Source organism: Nonomuraea ceibae, assembly GCF_019396325.1.
Lineage (GTDB): Bacteria > Actinomycetota > Actinomycetes > Streptosporangiales > Streptosporangiaceae > Nonomuraea > Nonomuraea ceibae.
In genome coordinates this window covers 11,714-35,893 of sequence record NZ_JAHKRO010000074.1, presented here as the reverse complement: position 1 = coordinate 35,893, position 24,180 = coordinate 11,714, and the positions used below count along the sequence as shown (strand labels likewise).

The window sequence follows — 24,180 nt, the reverse complement described above, 5'->3', positions numbered from 1 at the left end:
GCGGCCGCGGGGGCGGTCGCCGGTCCCGCCGTCGTCGTCGTGGTCAGGACGGCACCACCATCGGCGTGCCGGCGACCGGGTCGGGCACCACGACGCAGGACAGGCCGAAGACCTTCTCGACCAGCTCGGCGGTGATCACCGCGGTGGGCTCGCCCTCGGCGACGACGGACCCGTCGGCCATCGCGATCACGTGGTCGCAGAAGCGGCAGGCGAGGTTGAGGTCGTGCAGGACGACCACGATCGTCTTGCCGGACTCGGCGTTCAGCTTGCGCAGCAGCCGCAGCAGCTCCACCTGGTGGTTGATGTCCAGGTAGGTGGTGGGCTCGTCGAGGAGCAGCAGGTCGGTGTCCTGGGCGAGCGCCATCGCCACCCACACGCGCTGCCGCTGCCCGCCGGACAACTGCCGGATCGGCCGGTCGACCAGGGCGGCGGTGCCGGTGGCCTCCAGGGCGCGGGTGACCGCGTCGTCGTCGCCGTCGGTCCAGCGGCGGAACCAGCCCTGGTGCGGGTAGCGTCCGCGCGAGACCAGGTCGGCGACGGTGATGCCGTCGGGGGCGACGGGCGTCTGCGGCAGCAGCCCGAGCGTCTTGGCGACCTCGTGCGTGCCCAGCTCGCTCATCGCCTTGCCGTCGAGGAAGACGGCGCCCGCCCGGGGCTTGAGCAGCCGGGCCAGGCCGCGCAGCAGCGTGGACTTGCCGCACGCGTTGGCCCCCACGATCGCGGTGACCTTGCCGTCGGGGATCCGGACGTCGAGGCCGGTCACGATCGGCTGGTCGTCGTATCCGAGGGTCACGCCCTCGGCGTGCAGTCGGGTCATCCACCCGCTCCTTGCCGGTTGGTGGTGGCCAGCAGCCACAGCAGGTAGGGCGCGCCGACCGCGCCGGTCACCACGCCGGTGGGCAGCGGCGTCGGCAACAGGTGGACGGCGACGAGGTCGGCGACGAGCACCAGCGTCGCACCGACCAGCGCGGCGGGCACGATCCCGCCGGTGGCCGGGCCGAGCAGCCGGTTGGCGATCGGCCCGGCGACGAGCGCGACGAAGATCATCGGCCCGGCCACGGCGACGGCCAGCGCCGTCAGCACCACCGCGGTGGCGAGCAGCCCGGCGCGGCTGAGCTCGGTGCGGACGCCGAGCGCGCGGGCGGCGTCGTCGCCGAGTTCGAGCCCGCGCAACTGCCGCTGGAGCAGCAGCGCGACAGGCAGCAGCACCGCCACGGCGGCGAGCAGGAGCCGCAGCTCGGCGGCGTCGGCCTGGCCCACGGAGCCGGTCAGCCAGTGCATCGCCTGCTGGGCGTCGTTGAGCCGGGCCCGGGTCAGCATGTAGCCGATCAGCCCGTCGAAGAAGAGCGCGGCGCCGATGCCGATGAGGATGAACCGGTAGCCGGCCACGCCGTCGCGCCAGGCGAGCACGTACATGAGCAGGGCGGCGACGATCGCGCCGGCGAGCGCGAGTGCGCTCACGGCCAGGCCGCCGGCCTGGAGCAGCACGATCCCGGTGATGGCGGCGAGCCCGGCGCCCGAGTTGATGCCGACGAAGTCGGGCGAGGCGAGCGGGTTGCGCAGCAACTGCTGGAAGATCGTCCCGGCGGCGCCGAGGGCGAGGCCGACGGCCAGCGCCGCCGCCGCCGTGGGCAGCCGCAGCCCCCGCACGACGAAGTCGACGCTCGGGTCCTCGCGCAGGTGCAGCACCGAGGCGATGACCTCGCCCGCGGTGAGCTGGAAGCTGCCCACCATCATCGTGAGCACGAACAGCGCGCCGACGGCCAGGGTCAGCGCGCACGTCACCACGAGAGCGCGGGCGTTCCTGCGGCGGCGGATGGCGCGGAACGCGCCGGTGGTCGAGACGGTCGTGGTCGCGGTCATGCTCACGCCTCCGACATCCGGCCGTAGCGGACGATGGCCACGAACGCCGGCGCCCCGAGCACGCCCAGGACCACGCCGACCTGCAGCTCGTCGGGCGCCACCACCACCCGGCCGAGCACGTCGGCCAGCAGCAGCACGATGGGCGAGAGCAGCATGGAGTACGGCAGGATCCACCGGTAGTCAGGGCCGCACAGGAACCGGGCGACGTGCGGGACGACCAGCCCGACGAAGACGATCGGCCCGCAGGCCGCCGTGGCGGCTCCGGCCAGCACGGCGACCACGACGAACGCCGCCACCCGGGTCCGGGTGACGTGCTGGCCGAGGCCGCGGGCCAGGTCCTCGCCGAGCGCGAGCCCGTTGAGCGTGCGCCCGAACGCCAGCGACGCGATCAGGCCGAGGATGAGGAACGGCGCGACCCCGGCGAGGATCGGCGCGTAGCGGCCGGCGAGCGAGCCCACCTGCCAGAAGCGCAGCTCGTTGAGCGCGTCCACGTTGGTCATCACGACCCCGGTGGTGACCGAGGCCAGGCCCGCGGTGACGGCGGCCCCGGCCAGGGCGAGCTTGACCGGGGTGGCGCCCTCCCTGCCGAGCGACGCGATCGCGTACACGAGCACGAGGGCGGCGATCGCCCCGGCGAAGGCGAACCACACGTAGACGCCGGCGCCGCGCACGCCGAGCACCGTGATGGCGAAGACCACGCAGACGGCCGCGCCGGAGTTGATGCCCATGATCCCGGTGTCGGCCAGCGGGTTGCGGGTGACGCCCTGGAGGATGGCGCCGGCCACGCCGAGCGCGGCGCCCGCCAGGATGCCGATCAGCGTGCGGGGCACGCGCAGCTCCAGCGTCACCGTGCTGTTGAACGACGCGTCGGCGTCCATGCTGCCCAGCGCGCTCAGCACCTCGGGCAGGCCGATCGAGCGTGAGCCGAGCGTGACGCTGAGGAAGGCGATCAGGGCCAGGAGCACGCACAGCAGGGCGAGCCCCGGCCCGAGGGCCGAGGCTCGTCGTCCGAGAGAGGTCGAGCTGCTCATCGTCGGCGGTCAGTCGCCGATGTTCTCGTCCGCGGCCTTCACGGCCGCGGTCAGGCTCTCCAGCTCGGTGGCGAAGTCCTCGTACGTGTGCAGCCAGTACGCCGGCCACGACACGACGGCGCCCGCCTTGGCCGCCTTGACCTTGAACCAGGTGGGCTGCTTCTTGCCCCACTCGTCGTTGGAGGTCGGCTTGTAGCTGCGGCCGTCGTACAGGACGAGGTCGGGCTGGTACTTGTCGGCGTTCTCCCAGCTCAGGTTCTCCCAGTAGGGGAAGCCGGGGTCGGGGCTGTCGGGGTTGATCACCTTCAGGCCCCAGTTCTGGAAGTCCAGCAGCTCGGGCGCGTACTCGGGGTTGGCCACGTACAGCTTGTCGTCGGCGGGAAGCATGGCGGCCGCGGTGAGGCCGGGCTTGGCGGCGACGGCCTCCTTGAAGGCGGTCACCGCCTCCTCGAAGCGCTTCTTGTGCGCGACGATCTCCGGGGCGTCGACCTTGGCGCCGAGGCTCTTGGCCAGGTCCTCGTAGCCCTTGGCCAGGGCGACGATCGACTTGCCCTGGGCGACGCCGACGATGGGGGCGAGCTCGGTGAGCTTCTTGCTCTTCTCGTCGGCGCCTTCCTCCAGGCCACTGTAGGCCTTCTCGGCGGGCCACCAGTCGCCGACGATGAGGTCGGGGCGCAGGGCCGCGGCCTTCTCGACGTCGATCTTGCCCCATTCCTCGCCGAGGATCTCGATGCCGGTCAGGTCGAGGTCCTTGAGGTTCGCGTCGGTCTTGACCGATTCGTCGGCGTAGATGCCGACGGGCTTGAGGCCGAACGACATCAGCGCGGCCGCCTCGCCGGCGTGCGCGATGATCCGCGTCGGGGTCTTGTCGGCCTTGACGACCTTGCCGGACCCGTCGGTGAACTGCCAGGGACCGGCGGGCGCGGCGGAGGCCGCCGCCGTGCCGGTGCCCGCGGCGTTGCCGCCGGTCTCCGCGGAACCGCAACCTGCGAGCACGACGCTTAAAGCGGCGAATGCCAGGATCGGACGCCATGCGCGCATGGTGGTGCTTCCATTCTCGTGCCGGGATTCAACAGTTAGGCAAGGCTAACCATAGTCTGCCCATCTGGCTACCCGGTTGTGATCGGACTCACCCGGCGCGGGGGCCGTACCGGGGAGCCCGTGAGGCGGAGCGGCTGGAACAGCGAGGCGAGCGGGTGGGGCGTGGCCGGACGCATCCACTTCGCACCCTTCGGCGAGGGTTCCGGGCCCGATCAGGCCGGGTCGGCGGGCTCCCGGGAGCGTAGGCGGGCCGCGGCCACGGCGAGGAGCGCGAGCGCGGCCAGCGCGAAGGCGATGTTCCCTGCGAGGTCGACGGCCGGATCGGCGGGCACGGCCGGCGGCTGCGGGAAGCCGTGCCAGGCGTAGGTGAGCACACCGCCCGCGGCCAGCGCGAACACCTGGGCGCGGCCCCAGCCCTCCCTCCTGGACCAGCGCGCCACCTGGGCGCAGACCACGGCGTAGACGGCGACGTTGACGGCCACGAGCAGCCACGCGGCGACCGTCCAGGCGGCCATCGCCGCACCCCAGAACACCGCCCCCGCCACCAGCGAGAAGCCGAGCACCGGCCACGGCCCCGGCGCCCGCCCCGGCGACGCGGCGGCCGGGCCCCGGCGGCGCAGGCCGAGCACGACCAGCAGCCCGGCCAGCGCCACCACGCCCGCGAGCCGGGCCACGGACGGCTGGTACGGGGCCGGGTCGAACAGCGCGCTGGCCGCCGCCCCCAGCAGGAACAGCACCCCCGCCGTCGCCAGGCCCGGCAGCCGCAGCCACGGCTCCGAGGCCCTGGCGGGCACCAGGGCATCCATCACCGCGATCGGCACGCAGATGCTGCCCACGGCGTGCACGCCGCCCAGCACGAACGTCACCCACCAGGCGCTCACCTCCAGACCTGGGATCCACGCGTACGAGGCGAGGTCCATGCCGGCGTAACCGGGGTTGAACAGGGACCGGGTGACCAGCCCCTCCTCCACGAGCCCGTAGGCGACGGCGAGCAGGACGATGCCCGGCCAGCCCGCCCCCCGGCGCCGGGCCAGCTCGCGGACGAGCAGCGCGCCGCCCCCGTACAGCGGGGCCAGCGTGATCAACGCGACCAGCATGGTCACCGGCAGGTTGCCCAGCAGGAACTCGCCGATCAGCGGCGACAGGAAGAACAGCCCGAGCGCGGGCGCGATGCGTTTCACCATGCCTCCAGCCTCGCGAGAGGCGTGGTGCGGCCGGTAGTGACGTTCGTCAGAGCCAGCCCTTGGACTCCGCGGCGCGCGCCGCCTCGGCCCGGTTGCGGGCGCCGAGCTTGCCGATGGCCGACGACAGGTAGTTGCGCACGGTGCCGTCGGACAGGTGGAGGCGGCGGGCGATGTCGGCGATGGTGCCGCCCTCGGTCGCGGCGCGCAGCACGTCGCGTTCGCGGCCGGTGAGCGGGTTCGCGCCGGCGGAGAGGCTGGCGGCGGAGAGCTTGCGGTCGAACACCCGCTCCCCCGCGTGCACCCGCCGCACCGCGTCGGCCAGCTCCCCGGCCCTGGCGTCCTTGACCACGTAGCCGTCGACCCCGGCGTCCATCGCCCGGCGCAGGTAGCCGGGGCGGCCGAACGTCGTCAGGATGATCACGCGCACGCCGGTGAGCCCGGCCGCCGCGGTGAGGCCGTCGCAGCCGGGCATCTCGATGTCGAGCAGCACGACGTCCGGATCGAGCCGGGCGACCGCTCCGGCCACCTCGTCGCCCCGGCCCACCTGCCCGGCGACCTCGATGTCGGGCTCCAGGCCGAGCAGCGCCGCCAGCGCCTCGCGTACGAGATGCTGGTCGTCGGCCAGCAGGACGCGGATCACGCCCGCTCCGCCACGGGGACGCGGGCGCTCACCAGGAAGCCGCCGCCCTCGGCGGCGCCGCCGTACAGGGTGCCGCCCGCGACGTGGACGCGCTCGGCGAGGCCGCGCAGGCCGTTGCCGTGCGTGCCCGTGTGATCGGCGGGGCCGCGGCCGTCGTCGCGGACCTCCGCGTACGCCTCGCCGCCGGTCACGCCGAGGCGGATGCGGCAGCGGCGGGCGCCGCTGTGGCGGACGACGTTCGTGGTGGCCTCCCGGACGACCCAGGCGAGCACCGGCTCGGCGTCGGCCGGCAGCGGATCGGCGGCCACCTCCAGCCGCACGCCCGCGGTGTCGAGCGCCCGGCGCGCGCCGTCCAGCTCGCCGGGCAGCGACAGCTCCCGGTAGCCCGCGATCGCCTCGCGCACCTCCGACAGCGCCTGCCGGGACAGCTCCTCGACCTGCTCCATCTCGGTCCTGGCCCGGTCCGGGTCGGCGGTGGCGATCCTGGCCGCGAGCTGGCTCTTCACCGTCATCACGGCCAGGCTGTGGCCGAGGAGGTCGTGCATGTCGCGGGCGAAGCGCAGCCGCTCGTTGTCCACGGCCAGCCGCTCGACCTCGGCCCCGGCCTTGCTCAACGCCCGGTTGGCTGCGTTGAGCTGCAGGAAGGCGCGGATGGCGGCGGTGAACACCACGGCCTGGAGCGGCAGCCACCAGTATTCGGCCAGCGACCTGCCCAGCAGCGGCAGGGCGAGCGTGACGGCCGCGACCGTGGCCCCGGCCGCCACCGGCAGCGCCCGCGCGGGCAGCGCCGCGGCGACCGCGGTGATGAGGAAGTACGACGCCGCGAACACCCACATCTCGCCCAGCGCCACGGTCATCGCCGCGGCGACCACGTAGAGGAGGATCAGCGCGTACGGGGTGGCGTTGCGGTGCGGCCGGTCCAGTGCGGTCCACACGACCCGCAGGTAGAGCGCCACGAAGCCCGCCAGCCCGGCGGCCACCAGCCCGATCGTGAGCCCCGGCGGGGAGGCCGCCAGGAACCCGGGCAGCGGCCACACCAGGACGACGAGGTAGACGGAGGTCCAGAGCCGGCCCTTCATGCGTTTCACACTATCCACCCCGGCCTCCCGCCCACCCCTGACGAATGTCACACAAGCGGCGGCCGACCTGGCTCAGCCTCGGGGGCGGCTCAGTCGAAGCCCATCAGGCCGTCATGGTTGTAGATCACGATGCGCCCCGCCGCCGCCACCACCCGGCCACCGCCGCGCGGCGTGAACTGGTGGGCGAACGTGACCTTCCCGGTCGCCGGATCCACGATCTCCACCCCGTGCCCCAGCCCGAACAGCGTGCCGTCCGCCACGCCCATCGTCCGCGCCCGGTCGATCCGCACCTCGGCCTTGCGGGGCTCCAGCGTCCACAGCCGCTCCCCGGTGCGCAGGTCATGGCCGACGAACCGCTGCTCATGGTTGCGCGAGCCGTCCAGGACCGGCACCACACCGCGCACCGGCGGGCCCACGTACTGCGACTTCCCCAGCGGCCGGCTCCACAGCCGCTTGCCCGTCCGGGTGTCGAAGCCCCACATGTGCGGATTCGTACCGCCGCCCTCGCTCACGACCGCGATCGCGCCACCGGTGATCACCTCGGTGGCCTCGGTGCCCTTCGGCAGGTCCGCCTGGTGCACGGGGGTGAGCTCCGGGCTCAGCACCGCCAGGCTGCGAACGGTGCCGTCCACGCCCTCGACGTGCTTGAACGGGTCCGGCCTGACCAGCACCACCAGCCCCTGCCGCGCCCGCACCGGCCCCGCCACGGCCAGGTGCGACCTGCTCGTCCGCCGGTGCACCACCTTGCCCGAGACCAGATCGCGCCCGTACAGGTGCGGCCCGTCGGCGTAGTAGAAGACGCCGTCCAGGATCGCCCCCTGCGCCGGGGCCGGCAGGTAGAGGTGCGACGTCATGAACGCCCGCTGCCGCACCCTGACCCGCCACCGCTCCTCCCCCGTCGCGGTGTCCAGCGCCACGAACTGCCCCGGCCGCTCCACCCGGTTGTCCACCTCGGCGCCCAGCGGGACCACCACCGTGCCGTCCTCGGCCACCGGCGCGCTCGCACCGCTCCAGCCCAGCTCCCGCCGCCACAACCGCTTGCCCGACGCGCCGTCGTAGCCGGTCAGCTCGCCCGCCGCGCCGCCCTTGATCTCCTTGCGCAGCGCCACCACGCGCGTCCCGTCGGACACCAGGCCGTGATGCTGGGGCGTCTCGTCGATCTGCTCGACCTTCCACACCGGGTTCAGCCCCACCCAGTGGTGCGAGGCGCCCCCTCCCCCGTCATCGGCGCCGGCCGGAGCCTCGACCGTCACCCGGCGCGGCCCCTCGGCCGGGCCGGACTCCTTCGGCGATCCGGGCAGCACCCCGCAGCCCGACGAGAGCGCAAGACAGAGCACCGCGACGGCGCCCGTGATCCGGATGGAAATCATGAGTCCGAGATTCTCGTGTCGATCCCCGGCCAAGGCAACCGCTTCCCCAAGATCCACACCAGAGCAGCAGGCGTGAGAACGTGGTGCCGTGGAGATCGTCGAGCGCGAGCTCACCGCGCCCTGGACCGGCTTCCTGGCCGAACCCGCGCCGGGCGCGACCGCCGGGGTCCTGGTGCTGGCCGGGTCCAGCGGGCGCGTGGAGACCGAGCGGTGCCGGCTGCTCGCCGCGCACGGCCTCAGGGCGCTGTCCGTCCGATGGTTCGGCGGGCCGGGGCAGCCGCCCGGCATCTGCGAGATACCGCTGGAGACCTTCACGGCCGCCGTCGACCTGCTCGCGGAGGCGGGGACGCGGCGGATCGGCGTCCTGGGCGTCTCCAAGGGGGCGGAGGCGGCGCTGCTGCTGTCCGTCGTCGAACCCCGGCTCGACGCCGTGATCGCCGTCTCTCCGACCTCGGTCGCGTGGGCGAACGTCGGGCCGGGGCCGGACGGCGTCACGGAGCCGTACCGGTCCTCGTGGACCTGGAAGGGCGAGCCGGTGCCGTACGTGACCTACGACGCCAGCCTCTGGCCCGAGCCCGCGGAGCCGGTGGCGTTCGCCGGCCTCTACGGCGGCAGCCGCGAGGGCTACGCGGAGGCGGCCATCAGGGTGGAGGAGGCCAGGGCGCGGCTGCTGCTGGTGGCGGGCGGCGACGACCGGATGTGGCCGTCCCTCCGCTTCGCCCGCGAGCTGGCCGCCCGGCGACCGGCCGTGGTGATCACCCACCCGGACGCGGGGCACCGGCCCAGGTTCCCCGGCGAGCCCCCCGCCCCCGCCTCACCCGCCTACGCCTACGGCGGAACCCCCGAAGCGGACGCCGCCCTGGGCGCCCGCGCCTGGCCGCACCTCCTCGCCCTGCTCGGGGTGTCGGCCGGTCGGTTACGGGCGGACCAGTAGGACGTTGCCGAGGGAGCGCTGGCCGGCTGCGTCGGAGGGCCGGTTGACGATGCCGCCGGGGGTGACCATGACGCTGGAGCCGCCCCCGTCGAGGTTCATCGCCTCGCGGGCGCCGAGCAGCTTCATCAGCTCGGCCGTCTGCGCGATCCCGAGTCCTTCGCTGTAGCCCTCCTGGCGTCCGTCGACGACCACGAGCATGAGCCGGCCCCGATCGTCCATGCCGATCATGGATCGGGGGTTGGCGCGTACGGTCCAGTTGTAGGTGAAGGTCTGGTCGGCGCCCTCGCGGACGAGGCCGTCGGCGGCGGCGTTCACGGAGACGCGGCCGTCGCGGACGAGCGTGGGGCCGACCTGGAGGATCGTGGTGTCGCGGGTGAGCGGGACCCGACGGCCCCGGCTGTCCTCGACCCGCTCGCTCACCCGCAGCCGCTCGCCCGGCTTGACGTGGGCGAGCAGCCAGGCGGCGCTGTCGCCGATGGCCTGGACGGTGGATCCGCCGGCGGGGACGGCAGCGCCTCGGGAGGCGTTGACGGCGGTGACGGTGCCGCGCGCGTCGAGGACGGCCTCGGCGCCGGCGCCGGTGGGCGGGGCGCCCCATTCGGGCGTGAACAGGACCAGTTCGCTGTCGTCAGTGCACTTCAGGTCGTGCTGCGGCTTCTCGGTCGGCTGGTCGCCGCCCACGCCGCCGCAGTTCCAGATCTCGCCCGGCACTCGGTTGACGCCGTCGATCTCGGCACTCGTACGTCCGGCGCGCAGGGTGACGCGGGCCGTGTAGGCGTCCACGTCGACCGAGCGGCCGCCCCGGGTGATCTTGATGCCGCCCCGGCCCTGGGTGGCGGAGCCGATGAGCTTGCCGTCCTTGACGTACATGCCGCCGGGCGCGCTGTTGTAGAACCACTGCGCGTTGATCCCTGCCACCGCGCCCGCGGCGGCGGCGAGGTCGGTCAGCTTCTCGGTGCCGTTCAGCGACGGGCCGAAGTCGGTGCCGACCGTGCCGCCGAAGGCGCGGAAGTCGACGCGGAGCACGTGCACCTTCTGCGGCGCGCCGGGGTCGGCGCCGTCCTGCGCGGTGTAGCGGGTGCCGCCGGCGAACCCGGCCGCGCGGAGCCGGGCGAGCTCCGCCGCCGCCTCCGCGCTCGTGGCGTGGCGGCCGACGCGGACGGTCCAGCCGAGCGTGCCCGCGGGGCGGTCGGCGTACGCGGGCGTGACGACCTCCTCGACGCGCGGCTCGTACCCCTTGCCGCGCACGGCGGCGGCGACCCGGTCGGCGATCTCGCGCGGACCCAGGGCGGTGGCCGCCTTGTCGAGCGGCCCGTCGGCGGTGTGCGGCAAGTAGACGTGCACGGTCCAGAAGTCGTCCTCGTCCTTGGCCCCGAGCGACATCGACGTGAGCGTCACGCCGGGCGCCACGGTGGTGGTCACCGGCTGCGCGCTCAGCGGGAGCCGTCCGCCGAAGAAGGAGTCGGGCCGGGTGTCCGCCAGGGCGGGCGCGCTCGCGGTCAGCATGATCGCGGCGGCGGCCACGGCGGAGAGAGTGTTGCGGTGCATGTACGTCCTCGGTCCGGAACAAGATGGTGCCCGGGCAGTCAACGGCCCGCCCGTGACCCGGGACCGAACGCCGGGCGCTCGCGGCGCAGCGCCCAGGTGAACAACGCGGCTACGCCACGGTGCCCTCCTCGGCGCTGACCAGCTCGGCGATGGTGGCGAAGAACGCCGCGATGCCCGGCAGGTTGGCGCCCTTGGTGCGGGAGGCGGCGTGGTCCTCGGGGGAGCGCCAGTCGACGACGTCCAGCCATTCGCCGCCGGGCAGGCGGATCAGGCGGGCGCCGAGGAAGCCGTCCCGGTCGGCGCGGAAGTCGGCCAGCATCGCGGGCCGCGCGGCCAGCATCTCCTCCTCCCGGTCGGACGACACCTTGAAACGGGTGAGTTCGACGGTGATGCTCATGGGGGTGTCCTCCTGGATTCGACCGGTACGAAGAGGACCATATAGTCACTCTTTCTGATAGTCAAGATTGGTGACTATACAGGCGACCATGCCTGCGCCGACGAGCACCGCGGCCCCCGCCAGCGTGGCCGGGTAGCCCACGGCGGCGGCCACCGTCAGCGTCACCGCCCCCACGCCGAACGCCACCACGGACCCCGCGCTCGACATGGCGCTGTAGTCCGCGCCCGCCGTCGCCGGGCGGGACAGCCGCATCGTCTCGGCCGAGACCACCGTGGCCGCCGCCGCGTAGGCCACCTTGAACAGCAGGATCGCGCCCCCGGTCAGCACCGGCCAGCCCGCCCCGCGAGCCACCGGCAGCAGCGCCACCACGCTCACCAGCAGGGCCGCACCCGACCCGGCCAGGCAGGCGCGCGTGCCGAACCGCGCGACCAGGCTTCCGGCCAGCAGCGCGCCCGCGATCGCCACCGTGTCGCCGAGCAGGCTCGTGACCAGGCCGATCGACGACAGCGACCAGCCCGCGTCCACCAGCATGGGGCTGACCAGGGCGTACGCGGCGAAGATCCCGGCCAGGAAGCACGGCTGCACGAGCAGCGTCCACCGCGCCCTGCGGCGGTCGGCGAACACGCCGAGCAGAGCCGCGTACCGTTCCCGCAGGCCGGGGCCCGCGGCGGGCGGCGGCCCCTCGGTCAGCCGCAGGATCTGCACGGCCGGCAGCACGGTCAGCGCCGCCAGCGTGAGCAGCGCCCAGGCCCAGCCGAACTCGGCGTAGACGAGCAGGGAGACGCCGCCGCCGACGAGGCTGCCGACGTAGCCGCCGGCGACCTGGATGCCGTTCGCGATCCCGCGCTGCCCGGGGCGCAGCAGCCGGACCACCAGCGCGTCGACGGCGATGTCCTGGGTGGCCGAGAGCACCCCGGCGGCAGCGGCGGCGAACAGGACGAGGCCGAGGTCGTCGACCGGGTCGAGGGCGACCAGCGTCAGCAGGGTCAAGGCCAGCGCCGGCTGGAGCACCAGCAGCCAGGACCGGTAGTGCCCCCGGCGGGCGGAGCCGAACCGGTCCACCAGCGGCGCCCACAGCATCCGCAGCGCGGTCAGCATCCACACGGCCTGCAGCAGCCCCAGCGCCTCCAGGCCGGCGCCGCGCTCGCGCAGGATCGAGGCGAGGGCGGTGCCGAAGAAGGCGGTGCCGAGGAACTGCGTGGTGTAGAGCGCCGCCAGCAGCGGGTATCCGGCCCGTGGTGTCTCTGCCCCTGACATGCGGCACATTCTGGGCGCGCCACCGCCCGGCGATGGCGGCATATGTCCTCAATCCTGGGCGTTAGGTCCGGTAAAGGGACGCCGGGCAGAGGAGAAGCGTGAACCGCCGTGTCGTCATCGTCGGCTATCCCGACGTCGAACTGCTCGACGTGGCCTCGCCCGGCGACGCGTTCGCCTCGGCCAACCGGGCGGGCGCGCGGCCCCCGTACACGGTCGAGCTCGCCACCGTCGCGGCGGCCACCATCCGCAGCTCGTGCGGGATCACGCTGGTCGCGCAGCGGGAGCTGGAGCGGGTCACCGGCCCGGTCGACACGCTGATCGTCGCCGGCGGGCACGGGCACGTGGCCGCCCGCGAGGACCCGCGCCTGGTGGACGAGGTCCGCAGGATCGCGCGCGGCAGCAGGCGCGTCGTGTCGATCTGCACCGGCGTCTCGGTGCTCGCCGCCGCCGGGCTCCTCGACGGCAGGCGGGTGGCCACCCACTGGCGGCACGCCGCCGAGATCGCCGCGCGCTTCCCGGCCGTCACCTTCGACCCGGTGCCGCTGTACATCTCCGACGGCCGGCTGCACACCTCGGCCGGGGTGACCAGCGGGCTCGACCTCAGCCTCAGCCTCATCGCCGACGACCACGGCCCGACGCTGGCCAGGAAGGTCGCCCAGACGCTGGTCACGTACCTGCACCGGCCGGGCGACCAGGCGCAGATCAGCATGTTCCTGTCCACCTCGCCGCCCGGCAACCGGGTGGTGCGGGACCTGGTCGCGTACATCACCGGGAACCTGGACGCCGACCTGTCGGCGGCGACGCTCGCCGCCCGCGCCGGGATCAGCGTGCGGCACCTGCGCAGGCTGTTCACCGGGCAGCTCGGCACCACGCCCGGCCGGTACGTGCGCGCGGCGCGCACCGAGGCGGTCGCGCAGTTGCTGGCCTCCAGCGACCTGCCGCTGGACACGATCGCCCGGCGCTGCGGGTTCGGCTCGACCGAGACGCTGCGCGAGGCCTTCCGCGACCGGTACGGGACCAGCCCCGCGCGCGGGCGGCAGGCCGCCGGGCGCTGACGGGACGCGTATCGCGGAAATCCGGCCAGGGACGGCGACGGACGGCGCGCCGGGGGTCAGGATGCGGGTATGGCTACCGAGAAGACGATCGCGTTCGTGCTCTACCCCGGCTGCACCATCCTCGACCTGGTGGGCCCGCTCCAGGTGCTCTCCACGCTCGCGGCGATCCGCCCGGAGTTCCGGGTGGTCGTGGTCGCCGAACGGCTGGACACCGTCGAGACCGACACCCCGCTCCAGGTACGCGCCGGGCACACGTTCGAGCAGGTGCCCGCGCCGGACGTGCTCGTGCTGCCCGGCGGCGAGGAGGCGACTATGCGCGCCACCGCCGACGAGACCCTGCTCGCCTACGTGCGCGCCGCCGCCGCGACCGCCCGGCCGGTGGTCTCGGTGTGCACCGGCTCGTTCATCCTCGGCGCGGCCGGGCTGCTCGACGGGCGGCGGGCCACCTCGCACTGGTCGATGGTGGACGCGCTGGCGGAGTTCGGCGCCGTGCCGACCCGCGAGCGGTGGGTGGCCGACGGGCCCGTGCTCACGGCCGCCGGCGTCTCGGCCGGCATCGACATGGCGCTGCACCTGGCCGGCGAGCTGGCCGGCCCGGAGACGGCGCGGGCCGTGCAGTTCGCCATCGAGTACGACCCGGAGCCGCCGCAAGGCACGCTGGACTGGGACCAGGCGCCCCGCGCGGCCTACTCCTTCGTCACCCGCAAGTGGGTGCGCGACGCGCTCGGCGAGACCCCGCTCGCCGACCGGCTGATCGCGCGCCTGGGCGACGGCGGCTGAGCCCCCGGCTCAGCCGATCCCGCCGACGATCTCGGCGACCCGGCCCGGCTGCGACAGGAACGGCGAGTGCGAGGCGTCGAGCCACACCGTGGCGGTCGGGTTGTCCGGGAACGCGGTGTCCGCCTCCGCCACGAACTTGTGCTGCAACGGCGGCCTGATCGTCATGTCGCGCGCGCAGCCGACGTACGTGCGCGGCACCGAGCCCCAGCCCTGCCGGGTCAGCGTCGTGGTGCCGAGCGCGATCCCGGCCGGGGCGTCGGGCGTCATCAGCGCGATCGCCGCGTCGGCGGCCTCCGGGTCGATGTCGCCGTAGAACGTCTCGCGGAGCTGCTGCCGGTAGGCGTCGTCGGAGGAGGCCACGTCCAGCCGCAGCGCCCCGACCGCCGCCGGGTCGGCCCGCACCGACGGCCCGATGAGCTCGCCCTCGTTCTCCGGCATCAGGGCGTAGTCGAACGCGGGCACCCCGGAGGCGGGCATGAACGCGGCCAGGTACACCGCGTGCGCCACCAGCTCGGGGGCCTGCTCGGCGGCCCTGGTGAGCACCGTGCCGCCCATGCTGTGCGCCACGACCGTCACCGGGCCGCCGCGCCCCAGCCGCTTGAGCTGCGCGACCAGGTGGTCGCCCGCCTCGTCCAGGGTCACCCCCGCCACCGGCGACGGCTCCGTCGCCAGATGGGCGGGGTCGAACGGGCGGCCGGTCACCGACCGGGGCCGCCGGGCGCGCAGCCCGTGCCCCGGCAGGTCGACCGCCAGGGCCGGGCGGCCCGTCTCGGCCACGCGGGCCAGGACCTCGCTCCAGCACCAGGTGCCGTGCCAGAAACCGTGAACGAACAGCAGCGGAGTGCGCATCGATGCTCCTCGGCGTCAGGAATGTGTGCCGTTAGGGGAGACGACCGCCCGTCTGCGTCTGTGACTCAGGCCAGGCGTGTCCTGGCTCACACCGGGCGGTGATGCTATGACGATCACATGACCGTACGACAGGCCACCCCCGCCGACGCCGAGGCGATCGCCGGCATCCACGTACGCTCCTGGCAGGCGGCCTACCGGGGCCTGATGCCGCAGGACCACCTGGACGGCCTGGACCCCGCCGCCCGCCTCCCGAGGTGGCGGCGCCTGCTGGGCGAGACCGCCTGGCCGAGGAGCGGGATCCTGGTGGCCGAGGACGACGGCGGCGTCACGGGCTTCACCGGCTTCGGGCCGGCCCGCGACCCGGATCAGGACCCGGCGTCCGTGGCCGAGATCACCACCCTCTATCTGGCGCCCGAGGCGTGGGGACGCGGGATCGGCGGCGCGCTCCTGGGCACGGCCGTGGACGCGCTGACCGGGGCCGGCTACGGGCTGGCCACCCTCTGGGTGCTCGACACCAACGCGCGTGCCAGGCGCTTCTACGAGGCGCTCGGCTGGCGCGGCGACGGGACGGTCAAGCCCGACGACCTGCGGGGCTTCCCGCTCACCGAGGTCCGCTACGCGCTCGCGCTGCGCACGTGAGCACGACGCCGCCGAGCGGGGCGTACGTCTACGCGGTGAGGCCGGACTCCAGGCGGGCCAGGGCGCGGTCGACCTCGGCGGGGGCGTCCATGCCGGCGTCGTGGGCCCACTCCAGCCAGATCAGCGCCACGACGCCGAACACCGCGCCGACGGCGTCGCGGACGCGCGGGTCGCCGGCGTCGCAGCCGGCCTTGGCGGCCACCAGGTCGCGGACCTCGCCGACCAGGCCGGGGCTCCTGCGCAGGTTGGCCACCAGCAGCTCGGGCACGGTGGCGGCGAACACCTCCCGCGCGTGCCCGGCGGCGAGCTCCTCGGCGGTCAGCTCGGCGAACGCCTCGCGGAACGCGCCGCGCAGCACGGTGAGCGGCGGGCCAGGCGGCTGCGCGGCCAGGGCCTCGACGAGCGGCGGGAACCGGTCGAGCGTGACCAGGTGCTCCTTCGTCGGGAAGTAGCGGAAGAAGGTCGCGGGCGAGATCTCGGCGGCGTCTGCGATCTGCTCGACGGTGGTGGCGCCGTAGCCGCGCTCGCGGAACAGCCGGAACGCCTCGCGCAGGATCGCCTCCCTGGTCTTGGCCTTCTTGCGCTCGCGGAGCCCGCCGTCAGTCATGCGTCCGACTTTACCGCGCCCCCAAATGATAGCATCCTCTCAAACAAGAGTGAACTATCGGAATCTGGAGGCCCGACATGGGCGACGTCAACGGCCTGCACCACGTGGGGCACATCGTGCGTGACATGGACGAGGCGATGGAGCGCTACCGGCGGCTGGGCTTCACGGTGGCCGAGCCCGCCTACCCCGAACTGCCGGGCATGGCCGAGCCGGTCGGCGTGGTCAACACCCACGTGTACTTCCCGGGCGGCTTCGTCGAGCTGGTGTCCGCCGGTCGCGTGCCCGCCGGGGCGCGACCGATCCCGCTGCGGGTGCCCGACGACAAGCTGCCGGGCCTGACGGCCGCCGTCCGCGCGACGGCCGCGAACATCGCCGCCTTCCTCCGGCGCTTCCAGGGCCTGCACATCGTGATCGCCGACACGCCGGACATCGACGCCGTCGCCGCGCGGCTGACGGCGGCCGGGGTCGGCCACGGCGGCGTGCACGCCGTCCAGCGGCCCGTCGAGACCGCCACGGGGACCCGGATGGAGCCCGCCCGCTACCTGGAGCTGTGCCACCCCGGCCTGCCCGCGGGCCGCGTGCCGGAAGGCCGGGTCGGCTTCGCCCAGAACGCGCCGGTCGACGACGAGCGGCACCCCGAGCACGCCAACGGCGCGACCGCCCTGACCGGGTGTCTCCTGCACGTCGCCGCCCCGGACCTGGCCGAGGTCCGCCGCCGCTACGCCACCTACTTCGGCCCCGCCACACAGGCCACCGCGCCGGACAGCGCTCAGGCCGCCGCGCCGGACCGCGCGGGCGTCACCGTCACGTCGGCGCCGGAGTCCGGCGGGGCGCCGCCCGCCCTGCCGGGGTTCGCCGGCTTCACGGTGTCCGTACGCGACCTCGACGCCACCGTGCGGCACCTGGGCGGCAACGGCGTCGCGTTCACCCGGACCGGCAGGCAGGCGGCCGTGCCCGTCCTGGGCACGACGATCGTCTTCCGGCAGGAGGCCGGCTGACGCGCCCTCAGACCACGCAGCCGTCGTGGTGCGGATCCGGAAGCACGACCGCACTCTCCGCTATCCGCCGATAAGTCGGGCACTGGGTGAAGTCGTCGGCCGTGCACCGCATCAGGTGCTCGATCAGCGCCTTGGACGCCGAGATCTCCTGGAGCCGCCGTTCGAGCTCGGCGTGGTGCCGCTGGAGGAGGGCGTGGCGTTCCGCCTGGCCGGTGACGCCGAGGATTTCCCGGATCTGCTCCAGGCTCATGCCCGCCGCCTTCGCCCGGATGATCGTCATCACGTGGATCAGGTGGTCCTGGGTGTAGCGGCGCCGCCCGTTGACCCGGGCGGCGGGCGCGATCAGCCCCATCGCCTCCCAGTGCCGCAGGACGTGGGGAGCGAGGTCGAACCGCTCGGCCAGCTCCCCGATCTGCATCCACTCACTCGACTTCATGTTCACATTAACTTGCAGAGCCATGCCCGGAGTCAAGTGGCCAACTACGCAACCGATCGGTCGTTAATATAGTTTGAGCCGCATGACGAACGACGACAGGCGGGCGCCGCACTTCAGGTCCCGCTGGATCACCGGCCCGGCGAGCGGCAGCACCGGGCCGCTGGTGGCGGCCCTGACCGACTACCGGGCGCAGCGGCTGCTCGACCTGCCCGGCATCGCCCGCCGCGCCCGGTCGCTGAGCCGCCTGTGGCCGGGCCTGACGGGCGCGGTCGGCATGTGGCTCTGGGCCGACGTGCCCAGCCGCCGTGTCGGCTCCCTGTCGGTGTGGCGCAGCGAGGAGGATCTCCGGGCATTCGTCCGGGTCCCGGAGCACGTGCGGATCATGCGCGACTACCGCCACCGGGGCACGCTGGACTCCCGCACCTGGCAGGTCGACACCCTCGATCGGGCTGCCCTGTGGCGGGTGATGACCGAGTGAGCCGCGCCCCGAACCCGGGGTGGCACAGTGAGCGGTGAGCGAGACGAACGGAGCGCCACGATGAGCCGCCACTTCCAGGTCACCTTCGACGCCCACGACCCGAAGGCGCTGTCGACCTCAAGAACCGCGTCCATCTGGACGTCCGCGCCGCTCCCGGGCTGGTGGGTGCGGAGCGGATGGCGGCGCTGAAGGCCACCCTCACCTCCACGGGGGAGCCGCCTCCTCTCACGGGGGGAGGCGGGCCGGGGGCGGCGCGGACACGATGGCTGCCATGAGCCTCACATCCGCGTCCCGCCCGTCCGCGCCCGCCCGGCTCACCGTGTGGGCCGGCCGGGCGATGATCCTGATCGCCGCCGCGCACACTCTGATGTTCGCCCCGCTCGCCCCCTGGTCGAGCTGGTTCGCCGGGGAGCTGCGCGACCGTTCCGCCGGGAGCGAGTCCCTGGTCACGTTCTGGGCGCTGCCCGGCGGCTTCGTCGTGGTGCTCGTGCTGCTGGGGCTCCTGGTGGCGCGGGCCGGGCGGCAGGGGCACACTGTGCCCGCGTACGTCGGCTGGGCCGTCCTGGCCTGGGGGGCGTTCGCCGTCGCGCTGCTCGGGCCGAGCGGCTTCCTGACGGCGGTCGTTCCCGCCGGGCTGCTGATAGCGGCCGACGTGATCGCCAGGCGGGCCGCCCGCCCCGGGCTCAGGAGGGCGGGAGCGGGCGGCGCATCGGCGTGAGCAGGCCCGACAGCGACACCAGCACGCAGCCCGCGCCGGCGACCACGGTCACGGTGGCGACGCCGTACTCCGCCGCGCCGAGCGTGAGGAGCGCGGCGCCGGCCGGGCCCAGCACGTAGTGGACCGTCCAGAAGGCTGCGGTGACCCGGCCCAGCAGGTGGCTGGGCGTCACCTCCTGGCGGAACGACTGCGAGCAGATCCCGGCCACGGCCGTGCCGAGCACGAACAGCGCCATCAGCACCGCCACCGCGGGCACGCCCGTGGCCAGCCCGACGCCGCCCATCGCCAGCCCGGACAGCGTGGTGGCGCTCACCCAGGTGTTGCCGAACCCGATCGCCTTGCGGATGCGGCCGATGAGCGGCGCGCCCACGATGGCGCCGACGGCCGCGCAGGCCAGGACCAGGCCGACGGCGTCGTCGTTCTGGCCGAGGTCGTGCTTGAGGTGGTAGATGAGCACGTCGTCCACGCCCGCCGTCAGGAAGATGAAGAACGTCAGCAGGATCGTCAGCGAGCGCATCACCGGGTGCCGCCACAGGAACCTGGCGCCTTCGAGCAGGCCGCCCCGGTCCGCCGGCGCCGCCGCCGCCGGGCGCAGCCGGATCAGCATGAGGCCGAGCGCGGACACCACGAACGTCACGGCGTCCATGCCGATCGCGACCACCGGCCCGAACGCCTGGGAGATCACCCCGACCAGCGCCGGGCCGCCGATGCCACCCACCGCGTAGATGGCGTACAGGCGGCCGTTGGCCTGGGTGATCTGGTCGGGTTCGACCAGGCTGGGCACCACGGCCACGTAGGCGACCTGGAAGACCATGCCCAGCGCCGCCCCGAGCGGGACGATCACGTACAGGAGCCAGATCTGCGGGCCGGCCATCCACACGAGCGGGATGGCGGCGTAGAGGGCGGCGCGGGCCAGGTCGCAGCCGATCAGCAGGCGGCGGCGGTCCACCCGGTCGACCAGGTGGCCGGCGAACACCCCCGTCACCAGTGAGGCCGCGCCGGACAGCCCGGTCAGCAGGCCCATCTGCACGACGGAGCCGGTCGCGTGCAGGACCAGCAGCGGGATGGCCACCGTCGAGAACGAGTCGCCGGCCACCGACAGCGCCTGGACCGCCAGGAAGATGTTGAAGTTGCGGTTGCGGAAGAGGTTCATCGGCTGCCGATCCTGCCGGATCACCGCCCCGCGCCCGCCGCCGGGGCCCCCGGTCAGCGGGCGAACGGGTTCCCGCCCGACGCGACAGCCGCGAACAGCGCGCTCCCGTACGTGTCGTACAGGTGCCGTTGCAGGGCCGGGCCGAACGTCACCCGCGCGACGCCGAGCCCGGCCAGCTCCGCCGGTGAAAGCGCGCCGCCCCCGTAGGCGACGTTCACCGGCCCGGGGATGCCCTTCGTCAGCGCCCGGATCACCTCGGGGTCGCCGGCGCCGATCGGGTAGACGCAGTCGGCCCCGGCCTCCAGGTAGCGGGCGGCCCGGTCGAGCGCGGCGGCGAGCTGCGCCTCCGGCGGCCCGGACCGGCGCAGGAACACGTCGATGCGCGCGTTGACGACCAGGTCCGCGCCGATCGACGCCGCCGCCTGGCGGACCGCGGCCAGGAAGCGGGCCTGCTCGGCGGCGTCGGCGAGCTCGCCGGTGGCGGGGTCGGAGTCCTCCAGGTTCAGCCCGGCCGCGCCGGTTGCGGCGAACCGCTCGGCCAGCTCGGCGGGGTCGAGCCCGTAGCCGCGCTCGAAGTCGACGGTCACCGGCGCGTCCACCGCCCGGACGATCCGCGCGGCGGCGGCCAGCACCTCGCCGACGGGGGCCGCCTCGCCGTCGTCGTAGCCGAGCACCGCGGCGGTGGCGGCGCTGCTGGTGGCCACGGCCGGGAACCCGGCCGCCACCGCCAGCCGGGCCGAGGCCGCGTCCCAGGCATTGGGCAGCACCAGCGGCGCGCCGGGCACGTGCAGCGCGCGGAGTGTCGAAGCGTCACGGTTCACGGGGTTCCTCCGGGGTCGTCATCGAACGGTCTCCGGCCTGGACACGGAGGTCAGGACGGTCCGCCCGCGCGGCATGCCGAGGGCGGTGAGCAGCCCGGCGAGGGCGAGCGCGGTGACCGCGCCCATCGCCGCCGCGAACCCGGCGCCGAACTCCGCGGGCGAGGCGTAGCCGCCGGTCGCGGCGAAGACCGCGACCGAGACGGCGACGCCGAGCACCCCGCCAAAGATCCGCAATGTCATGAACGCGCCGGACGCCTGGCCGATCTCGTGCGGCAGGACCGCGCCGACCGCCGCCTTCTGCGCGGCGGGCATGGCCATGGTCAGCCCGGCCCCGCTGGTGATCAGCGCGGGCAGCAGTTCGAGATAGCCTGCGCCGGGCCCGGCGGCGAGGGCGATCCAGCCCATGCTCACGCTCTGCAGCAGCAGCCCGCCGGCCACGAACGTCCGCTCGCCCACCCTGTCGGCCAGCCGCCCGGCGATCGGCGCGCACACCATGAGCGTCGCCGTCCACGGCATGAGCCGCAGCCCCGCGCCGAGCGGCCCGTCGCCGTGCACGATCTGGAAGTACTGGGCGAGGAAGAACATCGTGCCGTAGAGCGAGGCGAAGACCAGGAAGTTGGCCGAGGCGGCGGTGGCGAACGCGCGCAGCCGGAAGAACCGCATGGGCAGCATCGGCGCCTCCGCACGCCGTTCCCAGGCCACGAAGGCGATCAGCAGCGCGACGCCGAGCAGCAGCGTGCCCAGCACCTCGGTGCTCCCCCAGCCCGCCGCGTTCCCGCGCACCAGCCCCCACACGACGCCGAGCGCGCCGAGCGTCACCAGCGCGACGCCGCCCAGGTCGAGCCGGTTGCGCGGGCCCGCGCTCTCCTCGACGCGGCGGACGGTGAGCGCGATCGCGGCCAGCCCGATCGGCAGGTTCAGCCAGAAGATCCACTGCCAGGCGAGCCCTTCGGCGACGACCCCGCCGACGAACGGCCCGCTGAACGTGGCCAGGCCGGTGAGGCCGAGGTACAGCCCCATCGCCCGGCCCCGCCGCTCCGGCGGGAACGCCACGGTGATCAGCGTGAGCGACAGCGGCAGCACCATCGCGCCGCCCGCCCCCTGGAGCGCCCGCGCCGCGATCAGCGTGCCGATGTCCGGCGACAGCGCGCACGCCGCCGACGCCGCCGTGAACACGGCCAGCCCGGTGACGAACACCCGCCGCCGCCCGAACCGGTCCCCCAGCGCCGCCCCCGTCAGCAGCAGGACGGCGAACGTCAGGCTGTAGGCGTTGACGGTCCATTCGAGCGACTCGATCGAGGCCGCCAGATCCTGCCGGATCGTGCCCAGCGCGGTGGTCACGACCAGGCTGTCCAGGGCCATCATGAACGACGCCAGCGAGGCCAGGCCCAGCACCCATGCCTGTCCGGGCGTCATCCGCCCTCCGTCGACACGCACGTATCCCCCTATGTCGGTAAAAGTGTGGCCGTCAGTCGCGCAGCGACCGGGGCAGCCCGAAGGACGCCAGCAGCGCGTTGTCCAGGAAGCGCGTCACCACGGCGATCCGGTCGCCGGTCAGCGTCAGCACGAGCACGCCGTGCGCGTGCAGGATCGGCGTGCGCGGGTCGCGCTGGTAGCAGCCGAACGCCGGCTGCCCGTTGGCCCGCGTCGGGATCAACACGTACTCGCGGCCTCCGCACATCGCGACGGTGGCCAGGAAATGACGGATGACCTCCGGGCCCTGATACTCCAGCGGCAGCGGCGGCATGGTCAGCCACGCGTCGTCGGTCAGCAGCGCCACGACGGCGTCCACGTCGCCGGCCTGGAACGCCCGCGCGAACGCGTCGACCAGCCGCCGCTCGCGCGCCGAGCCGGGCAGCGGGGCGCTCTCCCGCCCGGGCAGCTCACCCGCGAGGGTGGCCCTGGCCCGCTTCAGCGCCATCGCGACGGCGTTCTCGGTGGCGCCGATCATGCCCGCCACCTCGCCGGCCCGGAAGCCCAGCACGTCGCGCAGCACGAGCACGGCCCGCTGCCTGGGCGGCAGCCGTTGCAGCGCCGCCAGGAACGCCAGCGACACCGACTCGCGCAGCTCGTAGCGGGCCTCCGGGCCGGGCATCCGGTCGGCGAGCTCGTCGAGCAGCGCGTCAGGATAGGGCTCCAGCCAGCTCGGCTCGTCCCGGCGGTGCGACGGCTCGGGCAACGTGACCTCCACGCGGTAGGCCCGCCGGTCCTGCGGACGCCGCGATCCGGCCCGCAGGGCGTTGAGGCAGCGGTTGGTCGCGATGCGGTAGAGCCAGGTGCGCACCGAGGCGCGCTGCTCGTAGCCGTCCATCCCGCGCCAGGCCGCCAGCAGCGTCTCCTGGACCAGGTCCTCGGCGTCCTGCACCGAGCCCAGGATGCGGTAGCAGTGCACCTGGAGCTCGCGCCGGTACGGCTCGACGAGCTCGCGGAACGCCTCGCCGTCGCCGCCGCGCGCCAGCGCCAGCAGCTCGGCCGCCGACGGACTCCCTCGCATGGTGGCTCCTTCTCTCCGGTGGCGCCCGCCGAACTGCCCGGTGACGCCTGACGAAGGGATGGACACCGCCGGAGCCGGAAAGTGGTCGGCCGCCGGGCGAACGTCAGCGCGGGGTGAGCATGGGCACGAGGAAACGCCTGGCCACGGCCGCGAGCTGGTCGTCGTCGTCGAGGTCGACGATCCGGCTCGGCGTCGCCAGGAAGGAGGCGGAGACCCGTACCATCAGCTCGGCCACGAGCTCGGCGTCGAGGTCGGCGGAGACGTGGCCGGCGCGCTGCTCGCGGCGGAGCTGGCCCGCGACGAACTGCCGGACGGTGGCGAGGGTCTGCCCGCCGTCGCTGATCATGGAGGGGACCACCAGGTCGGGCTCGGCGGCGATGAGGCCGCCGATGAGCGGGTTGCGGCGGATGGCGCGCAGCGAGCTCACGAAGCCGAGGACGACCCGGTCGGCGGCGGTGCGGGCGTGCTCGATGTCGACGAGGAACTGGTCGAAGTAGCGGCGGAACTCGCGCCGTACGACGTGCTCGACGAGGGCGTCCTTGGTGGCGAAGCGGCGGTAGACGGTGATGCGCGAGACCCCGGCGCGGCGGGCCACGTCCTCCATGGTCGAGCGGCGGATCCCCATGCGGCAGAACTGCTCGTAGGCCGCGTCGAGGATGCGCGCGCGGGTCTCGTCGACGGCGTCGACCCGTTCGACGGCGTCGCTGTAGGCGCGGTCCAGCAGCGACTCGGAGTCCGTCGGCGTCATGAGCACGGACAGCGCGGATTCCACGATCACCTCCCGTGAGTGATTCTGCCTCCATCACCT

General features: G+C 74.1%; 27 protein-coding genes. 8 read left to right on the top strand and 19 right to left on the bottom strand.

Features of this window, described 5'->3' with window-relative positions:
• Positions 1-43: 43 nt before the first annotated feature.
• The 8 genes from KME80_RS33770 to KME80_RS33735 form a co-directional block, all read right to left on the bottom strand.
• On the bottom strand, positions 44-817 hold the full coding sequence (locus KME80_RS33770; RefSeq protein ID WP_219510630.1) for an ABC transporter ATP-binding protein: 774 nt from the start codon (positions 815-817) through the stop codon (positions 44-46).
• Positions 814-1,863: a FecCD family ABC transporter permease gene (locus tag KME80_RS33765; RefSeq protein WP_219510628.1), complete on the bottom strand. Its 1,050-nt coding sequence runs from the start codon at positions 1,861-1,863 to the stop codon at positions 814-816. Before KME80_RS33765 ends, KME80_RS33770 begins: the two co-directional genes overlap by 4 nt.
• Before the next feature lie 2 nt (positions 1,864-1,865).
• Complete coding sequence (locus KME80_RS33760) at positions 1,866-2,894, bottom strand: FecCD family ABC transporter permease (protein WP_219510627.1); 1,029 nt, start codon at positions 2,892-2,894, stop codon at positions 1,866-1,868.
• A 9-nt stretch (positions 2,895-2,903) separates the two neighbouring features.
• On the bottom strand, positions 2,904-3,935 hold the full coding sequence (locus KME80_RS33755) for an ABC transporter substrate-binding protein (RefSeq protein WP_219510625.1): 1,032 nt from the start codon (positions 3,933-3,935) through the stop codon (positions 2,904-2,906).
• 212 nt (positions 3,936-4,147) lie between these two features.
• Positions 4,148-5,119: an AF_0692 family protein gene (locus tag KME80_RS33750; protein WP_219510623.1), complete on the bottom strand. Its 972-nt coding sequence runs from the start codon at positions 5,117-5,119 to the stop codon at positions 4,148-4,150.
• A 46-nt stretch (positions 5,120-5,165) separates the two neighbouring features.
• Positions 5,166-5,759, bottom strand: a complete 594-nt coding sequence (locus tag KME80_RS33745) for a response regulator transcription factor (protein WP_219510621.1) — start codon at positions 5,757-5,759, stop codon at positions 5,166-5,168.
• Complete coding sequence (locus KME80_RS33740) at positions 5,756-6,838, bottom strand: sensor histidine kinase (RefSeq protein WP_219510619.1); 1,083 nt, start codon at positions 6,836-6,838, stop codon at positions 5,756-5,758. Before KME80_RS33740 ends, KME80_RS33745 begins: the two co-directional genes overlap by 4 nt.
• Before the next feature lie 89 nt (positions 6,839-6,927).
• Positions 6,928-8,208, bottom strand: coding sequence for an outer membrane protein assembly factor BamB family protein (locus tag KME80_RS33735; RefSeq protein WP_219510618.1), 1,281 nt, complete (start codon positions 8,206-8,208; stop codon positions 6,928-6,930).
• An 88-nt stretch (positions 8,209-8,296) separates the two neighbouring features.
• Here KME80_RS33735 and KME80_RS33730 point away from each other — a divergent pair, with 88 nt between their 5' ends.
• The gene (locus tag KME80_RS33730) at positions 8,297-9,142 is read left to right on the top strand and encodes an acyl-CoA thioester hydrolase/BAAT C-terminal domain-containing protein (protein ID WP_219510617.1); all 846 of its coding nucleotides are present in this window, start codon (positions 8,297-8,299) and stop codon (positions 9,140-9,142) included.
• Here KME80_RS33730 and KME80_RS33725 read toward each other — a convergent pair.
• The 3 genes from KME80_RS33725 to KME80_RS33715 form a co-directional block, all read right to left on the bottom strand.
• Positions 9,125-10,690: a phosphodiester glycosidase family protein gene (locus KME80_RS33725; RefSeq protein ID WP_219510616.1), complete on the bottom strand. Its 1,566-nt coding sequence runs from the start codon at positions 10,688-10,690 to the stop codon at positions 9,125-9,127. The genes KME80_RS33730 and KME80_RS33725 overlap by 18 nt on opposite strands.
• A 109-nt stretch (positions 10,691-10,799) precedes the next feature.
• Complete coding sequence (locus KME80_RS33720) at positions 10,800-11,087, bottom strand: antibiotic biosynthesis monooxygenase (RefSeq protein WP_219510615.1); 288 nt, start codon at positions 11,085-11,087, stop codon at positions 10,800-10,802.
• 45 nt (positions 11,088-11,132) lie between these two features.
• Positions 11,133-12,344, bottom strand: a complete 1,212-nt coding sequence (locus KME80_RS33715) for an MFS transporter (RefSeq protein ID WP_219510614.1) — start codon at positions 12,342-12,344, stop codon at positions 11,133-11,135.
• Positions 12,345-12,442: 98 nt separating this feature from the next.
• On the opposite strand from KME80_RS33715, the gene KME80_RS52940 reads away from it, so the two are divergent.
• Positions 12,443-13,399, top strand: a complete 957-nt coding sequence (locus KME80_RS52940; protein WP_219510613.1) for a GlxA family transcriptional regulator — start codon at positions 12,443-12,445, stop codon at positions 13,397-13,399.
• 69 nt (positions 13,400-13,468) lie between these two features.
• Positions 13,469-14,179, top strand: a complete 711-nt coding sequence (locus KME80_RS33705) for a DJ-1/PfpI family protein (RefSeq protein ID WP_219510612.1) — start codon at positions 13,469-13,471, stop codon at positions 14,177-14,179.
• Positions 14,180-14,188: 9 nt separating this feature from the next.
• On the opposite strand, the gene KME80_RS33700 is transcribed toward KME80_RS33705, so the two are convergent.
• Complete coding sequence (locus KME80_RS33700) at positions 14,189-15,028, bottom strand: alpha/beta fold hydrolase (RefSeq protein WP_219510611.1); 840 nt, start codon at positions 15,026-15,028, stop codon at positions 14,189-14,191.
• A gap of 117 nt (positions 15,029-15,145) precedes the next feature.
• Between KME80_RS33700 and KME80_RS33695 the strand changes: the two genes are divergently transcribed.
• Positions 15,146-15,667, top strand: a complete 522-nt coding sequence (locus KME80_RS33695; RefSeq protein WP_219510610.1) for a GNAT family N-acetyltransferase — start codon at positions 15,146-15,148, stop codon at positions 15,665-15,667.
• 28 nt (positions 15,668-15,695) lie between these two features.
• Here the strand turns inward: KME80_RS33695 and KME80_RS33690 are convergent, their stop codons facing one another.
• A complete protein-coding gene (locus KME80_RS33690) occupies positions 15,696-16,274 on the bottom strand; it encodes a TetR family transcriptional regulator (RefSeq protein WP_219510609.1) in 579 nt (192 codons plus the stop codon).
• Positions 16,275-16,351: 77 nt separating this feature from the next.
• Here KME80_RS33690 and KME80_RS33685 point away from each other — a divergent pair, with 77 nt between their 5' ends.
• Entirely contained in the window at positions 16,352-17,272 is a 921-nt protein-coding gene (locus KME80_RS33685) for a VOC family protein (RefSeq protein WP_219510608.1), read from the top strand.
• A gap of 7 nt (positions 17,273-17,279) precedes the next feature.
• Here KME80_RS33685 and KME80_RS33680 read toward each other — a convergent pair whose 3' ends face one another.
• On the bottom strand, positions 17,280-17,708 hold the full coding sequence (locus KME80_RS33680) for a helix-turn-helix domain-containing protein (protein ID WP_246646204.1): 429 nt from the start codon (positions 17,706-17,708) through the stop codon (positions 17,280-17,282).
• An 82-nt stretch (positions 17,709-17,790) separates the two neighbouring features.
• On the opposite strand from KME80_RS33680, the gene KME80_RS33675 reads away from it, so the two are divergent.
• From KME80_RS33675 to KME80_RS33665, 3 genes are all read left to right on the top strand, one after another.
• Positions 17,791-18,186 (top strand): hypothetical protein, encoded by a 396-nt coding sequence (locus KME80_RS33675; protein ID WP_219510607.1) that lies wholly within the window; start codon positions 17,791-17,793, stop codon positions 18,184-18,186.
• Positions 18,187-18,213: 27 nt separating this feature from the next.
• Complete coding sequence (locus KME80_RS53380) at positions 18,214-18,375, top strand: hypothetical protein (protein ID WP_219510606.1); 162 nt, start codon at positions 18,214-18,216, stop codon at positions 18,373-18,375.
• A gap of 82 nt (positions 18,376-18,457) precedes the next feature.
• On the top strand, positions 18,458-18,904 hold the full coding sequence (locus KME80_RS33665) for a DUF6463 family protein (RefSeq protein ID WP_219510605.1): 447 nt from the start codon (positions 18,458-18,460) through the stop codon (positions 18,902-18,904).
• Here KME80_RS33665 and KME80_RS33660 read toward each other — a convergent pair.
• From KME80_RS33660 to KME80_RS33640, 5 genes are all read right to left on the bottom strand, one after another.
• Positions 18,870-20,057, bottom strand: coding sequence for an MFS transporter (locus KME80_RS33660; RefSeq protein WP_219510604.1), 1,188 nt, complete (start codon positions 20,055-20,057; stop codon positions 18,870-18,872). The genes KME80_RS33665 and KME80_RS33660 overlap by 35 nt on opposite strands.
• Positions 20,058-20,110: 53 nt before the next feature.
• On the bottom strand, positions 20,111-20,878 hold the full coding sequence (locus KME80_RS33655; protein WP_219510602.1) for an isocitrate lyase/PEP mutase family protein: 768 nt from the start codon (positions 20,876-20,878) through the stop codon (positions 20,111-20,113).
• A gap of 18 nt (positions 20,879-20,896) precedes the next feature.
• Positions 20,897-22,294: a DHA2 family efflux MFS transporter permease subunit gene (locus KME80_RS33650; RefSeq protein ID WP_219510600.1), complete on the bottom strand. Its 1,398-nt coding sequence runs from the start codon at positions 22,292-22,294 to the stop codon at positions 20,897-20,899.
• 52 nt (positions 22,295-22,346) lie between these two features.
• Positions 22,347-23,372, bottom strand: a complete 1,026-nt coding sequence (locus tag KME80_RS33645) for a sigma-70 family RNA polymerase sigma factor (RefSeq protein ID WP_219510599.1) — start codon at positions 23,370-23,372, stop codon at positions 22,347-22,349.
• Between the two features lie 103 nt (positions 23,373-23,475).
• A complete protein-coding gene (locus KME80_RS33640; protein ID WP_219510637.1) occupies positions 23,476-24,120 on the bottom strand; it encodes a TetR/AcrR family transcriptional regulator in 645 nt (214 codons plus the stop codon).
• Between the last annotated feature and the right edge of the window lie 60 nt (positions 24,121-24,180).

Coding starts and splice junctions, on each gene's coding strand:
- KME80_RS33755 (WP_219510625.1), bottom strand. CDS start 3,935: ATGCGCGCATGGCGTCCGATCCTGGCATTCGCCGCTTTAAGCGTCGTG.
- KME80_RS33690 (WP_219510609.1), bottom strand. CDS start 16,274: ATGACTGACGGCGGGCTCCGCGAGCGCAAGAAGGCCAAGACCAGGGAG.
- KME80_RS33650 (WP_219510600.1), bottom strand. CDS start 22,294: ATGACGCCCGGACAGGCATGGGTGCTGGGCCTGGCCTCGCTGGCGTCG.
- KME80_RS33750 (WP_219510623.1), bottom strand. CDS start 5,119: ATGGTGAAACGCATCGCGCCCGCGCTCGGGCTGTTCTTCCTGTCGCCG.
- KME80_RS33675 (WP_219510607.1), top strand. CDS start 17,791: ATGACGAACGACGACAGGCGGGCGCCGCACTTCAGGTCCCGCTGGATC.
- KME80_RS33680 (WP_246646204.1), bottom strand. CDS start 17,708: ATGAAGTCGAGTGAGTGGATGCAGATCGGGGAGCTGGCCGAGCGGTTC.
- KME80_RS33685 (WP_219510608.1), top strand. CDS start 16,352: ATGGGCGACGTCAACGGCCTGCACCACGTGGGGCACATCGTGCGTGAC.
- KME80_RS33765 (WP_219510628.1), bottom strand. CDS start 1,863: ATGACCGCGACCACGACCGTCTCGACCACCGGCGCGTTCCGCGCCATC.
- KME80_RS33665 (WP_219510605.1), top strand. CDS start 18,458: ATGAGCCTCACATCCGCGTCCCGCCCGTCCGCGCCCGCCCGGCTCACC.
- KME80_RS33760 (WP_219510627.1), bottom strand. CDS start 2,894: ATGAGCAGCTCGACCTCTCTCGGACGACGAGCCTCGGCCCTCGGGCCG.
- KME80_RS33715 (WP_219510614.1), bottom strand. CDS start 12,344: ATGTCAGGGGCAGAGACACCACGGGCCGGATACCCGCTGCTGGCGGCG.
- KME80_RS33640 (WP_219510637.1), bottom strand. CDS start 24,120: ATGACGCCGACGGACTCCGAGTCGCTGCTGGACCGCGCCTACAGCGAC.
- KME80_RS33735 (WP_219510618.1), bottom strand. CDS start 8,208: ATGATTTCCATCCGGATCACGGGCGCCGTCGCGGTGCTCTGTCTTGCG.
- KME80_RS33770 (WP_219510630.1), bottom strand. CDS start 817: ATGACCCGACTGCACGCCGAGGGCGTGACCCTCGGATACGACGACCAG.
- KME80_RS33695 (WP_219510610.1), top strand. CDS start 15,146: ATGACCGTACGACAGGCCACCCCCGCCGACGCCGAGGCGATCGCCGGC.
- KME80_RS33645 (WP_219510599.1), bottom strand. CDS start 23,372: ATGCGAGGGAGTCCGTCGGCGGCCGAGCTGCTGGCGCTGGCGCGCGGC.
- KME80_RS33700 (WP_219510611.1), bottom strand. CDS start 15,028: ATGCGCACTCCGCTGCTGTTCGTTCACGGTTTCTGGCACGGCACCTGG.
- KME80_RS33705 (WP_219510612.1), top strand. CDS start 13,469: ATGGCTACCGAGAAGACGATCGCGTTCGTGCTCTACCCCGGCTGCACC.
- KME80_RS33660 (WP_219510604.1), bottom strand. CDS start 20,057: ATGAACCTCTTCCGCAACCGCAACTTCAACATCTTCCTGGCGGTCCAG.
- KME80_RS33720 (WP_219510615.1), bottom strand. CDS start 11,087: ATGAGCATCACCGTCGAACTCACCCGTTTCAAGGTGTCGTCCGACCGG.
- KME80_RS33725 (WP_219510616.1), bottom strand. CDS start 10,690: ATGCACCGCAACACTCTCTCCGCCGTGGCCGCCGCCGCGATCATGCTG.
- KME80_RS33740 (WP_219510619.1), bottom strand. CDS start 6,838: ATGAAGGGCCGGCTCTGGACCTCCGTCTACCTCGTCGTCCTGGTGTGG.